Here is a 5,038-nt window from a genome sequence, read left to right as displayed (position 1 = left end):
AACAAAGACCTATTCATAGTAATCATACCTTCATAAGTATCTTTGAGCATAATTTGGTTAATGTCTTCATACTGGTCTTTAATAATATATTCCTTAATTACATCAGTATTAATCAAAATGTCATGGAAAGCTGCCCGCTTACCATCAGTAGTTTTGCACAACAACTGAGCAATAATTGCTACCAGAATTTCTGAAAGAGCTAATTTAATCGCTGGTTGCTCCTCAGCAGAAAACATATCCAAAATACGAGTCAGAGTCTTGATGGCACTGTTGGTGTGCAATGTTCCCATCACCAAATGTCCTGTAGAAGCAGCTTTAATTGCAATTCCCACCGTTTCCTTATCTCGAATTTCCCCTACTAACATTAAGTCAGGGTCTTGACGGAGAGCACCTTTAAGAGCATTGAAGAATTTTAGAGTATGTCTACCTACTTCCCGGTGCTTGATCAAACATTTTCGGCTTTCATGGACAAATTCTACAGGGTCTTCGATAGTGATGACATGATAAGGAAAAGTATTGTTCATATAATCAATCATCGCCGCCATGGTGGTGGACTTACCACAACCTGTAGGTCCGGTCACCAAAATTAACCCTTTATGGTAATGGCAGACTTTCTTCAAGACTCCTGGCAATTTAAGTTGTTCCATAGTTAGGATTTTAGATCCAATCAGTCGTAAAACCATCCCTGGACCTGCAAGAGAGTCAAACAAGCTAATCCTAATCCTGACAAAACCTAAGTCCGCAGCACCATCAAAGTCAAGATTTTCTTGGAATCGACGAATTTCTTCATCTGTAAGAATTTCTCGCAACCAAAACATAAAGGTGTTCAAGTCAGTTTCTGGATATTCAAGCGGTAGAAGGTCTCCAAGTTTGCGGAACCGTGGTATTTCTTTCACCCCTAAATGAACATCTGAAACACCTTCTTGATTAGCTCGCCGGACAATATCTGTCAGCGGAATTTGTCCATAACCCAGTTGTGGACTACCAGGAGTTGCTATTTGAGGTACTGGTGCTGTTTCCGTTGGAGGAATTAGTTGTTGAGAAACAGGTGTTGATGATGCTGGAGGATCGGCAGAAGTTGGAGGAGATGTTGGCGGTCTTCTTGCTGCTGGTGGACTAGGTGGAGCTGGGGGACGCGGTAAACCACGGCCTCCTGGAGGACGAGGAGCTGGGGGACGAGGTGGTGGTGTTTGTGTCATAGTTGCATTACCTTGCTGAATTCGGATATTGCAGTCAACAAATATATTCTAATTCTAATGGCAAGTTAAAATGGGTAGTATTTAAAATATTTAATTATTTTTTGGATACCAACAACATTAGGCTTAAAAAGGTTTATTGCCTACTTAAATTTATTGTTAAGTATTACTTTTTTAAATTGCTATTACTAGAGTATTATTTGACTTTTTAAGACTTCAATAATGATCGGTAAATTTAATTTAATTCCTTATTTTTGGCTGTAAAATACTTGTATTATTTATCTTTATCCCTTATGGGTTTAATAACCCACCATCACCTGTGGTGCAAATGCGGTTGCTGGGGTTAGAATCCCCATAGACCACATTTTTATGACTCCTGTACGTCACCAATCCGACGGCTCCCCTACCTGACTCCTTCTTCAAACCTGATTTTTTTTAAATTTCACTTAATTGCAATTTTGTCTTATTTTGATCTTCATACCATTTCTCAATCTCAAGTTCTTAATTATACATCCATTTTCAGATACTTCTATTCTATTTTTTAGATATTTATTAGCAGGTTGATTTTGAAGTTTAGTAGATTGAGGTTTGTTCAGTTTTAATATATTGTTTGCTTCATGATCTGAGATTTTTTGATTTTGAGTATAATTTTTTGACAAAGAAGGATACTCAAAAGATATTATTAAAAATATAGGTATAACAGAAATCAAACCGAGTTGTTTTAATAATAAAATAGTCATACTACCTCATTTCTTAAATCTGCTACTGTAAATGTCAGGTTGTTTGAGCGACAGACTCAAAATATTAATGGCTTTGAATAATAATTACTAGCCTGATTTGAGAGAATATGTGAAAAGTATTTACAGCTTTTTTCACTTTAAGGAAAATAACCTTTGCATTGCTACCTTTAAGCTAGAATATATACTTTGCCCAAATAAAAAGCTGTATTTATATAGAGTAGCTTAACTATCTTTTCACCAGATTGGGACTATTCAAAAAGAGAGGCCGGATAAGTAGACAATTTTTGTATACATCACTAACAACTTGATATAATACATCTCCTAAAAAAACAGACTATTGTTAAAAATTTTTGTGAGATATTGTCAATTAACTCAGTATTTAAAGATGTTATTTATCACTCATCAGTTAACAGTTAATATTTTTAACAGGTTAATACCCCCACGTTTCTGCTTGAAAAGTGCGTGCTGCACCTTTGTGGCGGGTTGCTCATTTTCCATCATACACCTGAATTCCGCAGTTCCTCCCCAGAATGCTAATTAAATAATTGTTAACTGTTCACTGATTCAAATGGTAGCTACACCAACAAATCAAGATTTTCCTAAATGTTGTTCTATTTTGTCTTCCTTGATGACTATACTTAATCAGTTTGCCTATCCTCTCAGATCTATTTTAGATTTACTTTCTGATGATCCCTTACTTAGTATATCAAATCCAACAAATCCAATTTCGCTAAATATAGAATTTTCCCAAAAAAATGTTAGTTTTAGAGGAAATTACTGGAAAAATTTAGTAGGACTTTACCTCTATCCATAAACTTTTTTATCAAGATCAAAATTTAATCTTTTTTCCTTTTGGTTGCTGATATAGCAATCCTATTTTATTCGTGTCAAAAATCTTACTGCTTTTTAGGGAACACTTAACTGGGAACAGAGAACAGGTAAGAGTTTCAGTTTTTTTATTTACTTTTTGATTTGTCACGATCTATTTAGGATTGCTATATCGATCTTTAAGTTAGTATATGAAGAACAAATTACAACAATTTTTTGATCTTCTCACTCCTCTACTGCAAGATATAGCGTAAATATTTTTTGTGGTTTTTTCTATTGATTAGCAATATTTAATAGGTTATATCATGTCCGCTTAATGAGCTTTCAAAAAAGTTTATTCTGCCCTATCCTTCTTGACTCTATTCTTTTTCCTGACCTCTAATCACTTCATGTATAAAAATTCAACTGCATCTCAGATTAATTATCAGTAATAATCTATCAAAGATAAATAATTAAAAGTATGAAGTAAATTAATATATCGATAAAAACTGATTTAGAGATATGTTAAAATTATACAAAATAGTGAAAATATCAAAAAAAGGAGATATCATTGATTATGGCGAGGCAAAATATCAAGTTTTGGGGACTTTTGGCTTTAGCTACATCCCCAATTATTGTAACTTTTTCAGGCGTGCAGTTAGTACAAGCACAGTCAACCGCAGAATTGTTGATTAGTGTAGAATTTCCTTCTGGGCCACAAAGAGCAAGCTCAGGAAGAACAAGAGGTGGGGGTACTCGCGCTCCAGAATCCTACTGTACTCCTGGTCAAACCAAATTGACAGCCTTAATGCCAGGAGATAATGTCGGAACAACAGTTGCCGATCATCCCAAGTTTTTCGTGTATGTTCCCGAACACAAAGCAGAGTCAGCAGAATTTGAAGTATTTGATAAATCAGGTAAGAGCATCTATTTAACTAAATTAGATATTTCCGAGACTTCTGGTATTGTGAAACTTGCCCTGCCAAAAAATGTAAGTTTGACAACTAATAAAGAATATACTTGGAGATTTGCTATGATTTGCGATGAATGGGATCACAGTGCTAACGAATCTGTTGAAGGAATTGTCAAAAAAGTAGAAATCAGTTCAGACTTAGAAAATAGCTTAAAAAATGCTAGTCCCCTTGAACAAGCAGAAATATATGCAAAAGCAAAGATTTGGAATGAAACGATCGCTACCGTGGCCGAGTTACGCAATTCTTACCCAACAGAGTGGGAAGAATTACTCACATCAGTAGGATTACACGAGATTGCTTCTGAACCCTTTGCACCCTGCTGTCAAGTAGAAGAATAAATTAAGTTAGCATTGAAATAGCTGTCAGTAACTAAGTTGAGTCTGGTAAACTACTCTCACATTGATTTCATGGTAAAGGTGGGCAGATAGATCTGTTTTTTTTTACCCTCCCCCAAAAACTTTTAATTTCTACAGAGCAGCTTACACCAATGTTATGGAATAAATGCAAGAATTTTTTTTATCAGTGGTATGGTGTATGGATTACCGCCCCCACCGTAACAGGGTTAGTAATTATACTACGTTTTCTTGGCTTACTACAAGCTTGGGAATGGGCAACTTATGACCAATATATGCGATTACGGCCTTTGGAGAGTCCAGACAATCGCATTGTGATTGTAGGTATTAATGAAGATGATGTCAGAGCAGTCGGGCAGCCAATTTTTCCTGACGCTATTTACGCTAAATTGCTGAATAAATTAAAAGCAATGGAGCCAAAAGTTATTGGTTTAGACATTTATCGAGACTTACCTGTAGAACCTGGCCATCAGGACTTAGTGAAAGTATTCCAGTCTACCTCCAACTTGGTAGGAATTAAAAAAGTAGTGGGGGAAAGGCAAAATGACGTATTAGAAGCACCACCAGCTCTGGAAACTAATCATCAAGCAGGTGCTAATGATGTAAAGGTAGACCCAGATAAAAAAATTCGACGAGGCTATTTATATATCACGCTACAAAACGGAGAAAATGTCTGGAGTTTTGCTTCTCATATTGCTTTGCGTTATTTAGATACTCTTGATATTAGTCTAGAGAAAATTGATGGTGACAAATTTCTGCTAGGAAAGACAATAATAGAGCCATTTGAAGCCAATGATGGTGGTTATATTAGAGCAGATGCAGGTGGTTATCTAATGCTTTTAAACTACCGGGGTCCGAGTCGTTACTTTGAGATTGTTTCCATGATGGATATTCTTGAAGACAGAGTGCCTGCTGATTGGGGTCGCGATCGTGAAGTGCCGTGTGACGATCCACACAGCCCGTCCCGG

The 5,038-nt window shown here is 36.1% G+C and carries 5 protein-coding genes; 2 read left to right on the top strand and 3 right to left on the bottom strand.

Annotated elements, in window-relative coordinates:
- From F6K13_RS17675 to F6K13_RS17665, 3 genes are all read right to left on the bottom strand, one after another.
- Positions 1-1,199: type IV pilus twitching motility protein PilT (locus F6K13_RS17675; protein WP_287287911.1), on the bottom strand; the 1,199-nt coding region annotated here is incomplete at its 3' end.
- Between the two features lie 288 nt (positions 1,200-1,487).
- Complete coding sequence (locus F6K13_RS17670) at positions 1,488-1,619, bottom strand: hypothetical protein (protein ID WP_287287910.1); 132 nt, start codon at positions 1,617-1,619, stop codon at positions 1,488-1,490.
- A gap of 23 nt (positions 1,620-1,642) precedes the next feature.
- Positions 1,643-1,936 carry a hypothetical protein gene (locus tag F6K13_RS17665; RefSeq protein WP_124146334.1) on the bottom strand — a complete coding sequence of 98 codons (294 nt, stop codon included), beginning with the start codon at positions 1,934-1,936 and terminating at the stop codon, positions 1,643-1,645.
- A gap of 1,384 nt (positions 1,937-3,320) precedes the next feature.
- Here F6K13_RS17665 and F6K13_RS17660 point away from each other — a divergent pair.
- On the top strand, positions 3,321-4,055 hold the full coding sequence (locus F6K13_RS17660) for a DUF928 domain-containing protein (protein WP_124146333.1): 735 nt from the start codon (positions 3,321-3,323) through the stop codon (positions 4,053-4,055).
- A gap of 149 nt (positions 4,056-4,204) precedes the next feature.
- Positions 4,205-5,038 (top strand): CHASE2 domain-containing protein (locus tag F6K13_RS17655; RefSeq protein ID WP_287287909.1); only part of this gene is annotated, 834 nt, incomplete at its 3' end.

The sequence above is a fragment of the Okeania sp. SIO2B9 genome, assembly GCF_010672505.1.
Taxonomy (GTDB): Bacteria; Cyanobacteriota; Cyanobacteriia; order Cyanobacteriales; family Microcoleaceae; genus Okeania; species Okeania hirsuta.
Note: the sequence above shows the minus strand (reverse complement) of the source record. Positions and strands in the feature narration are given on the sequence as shown.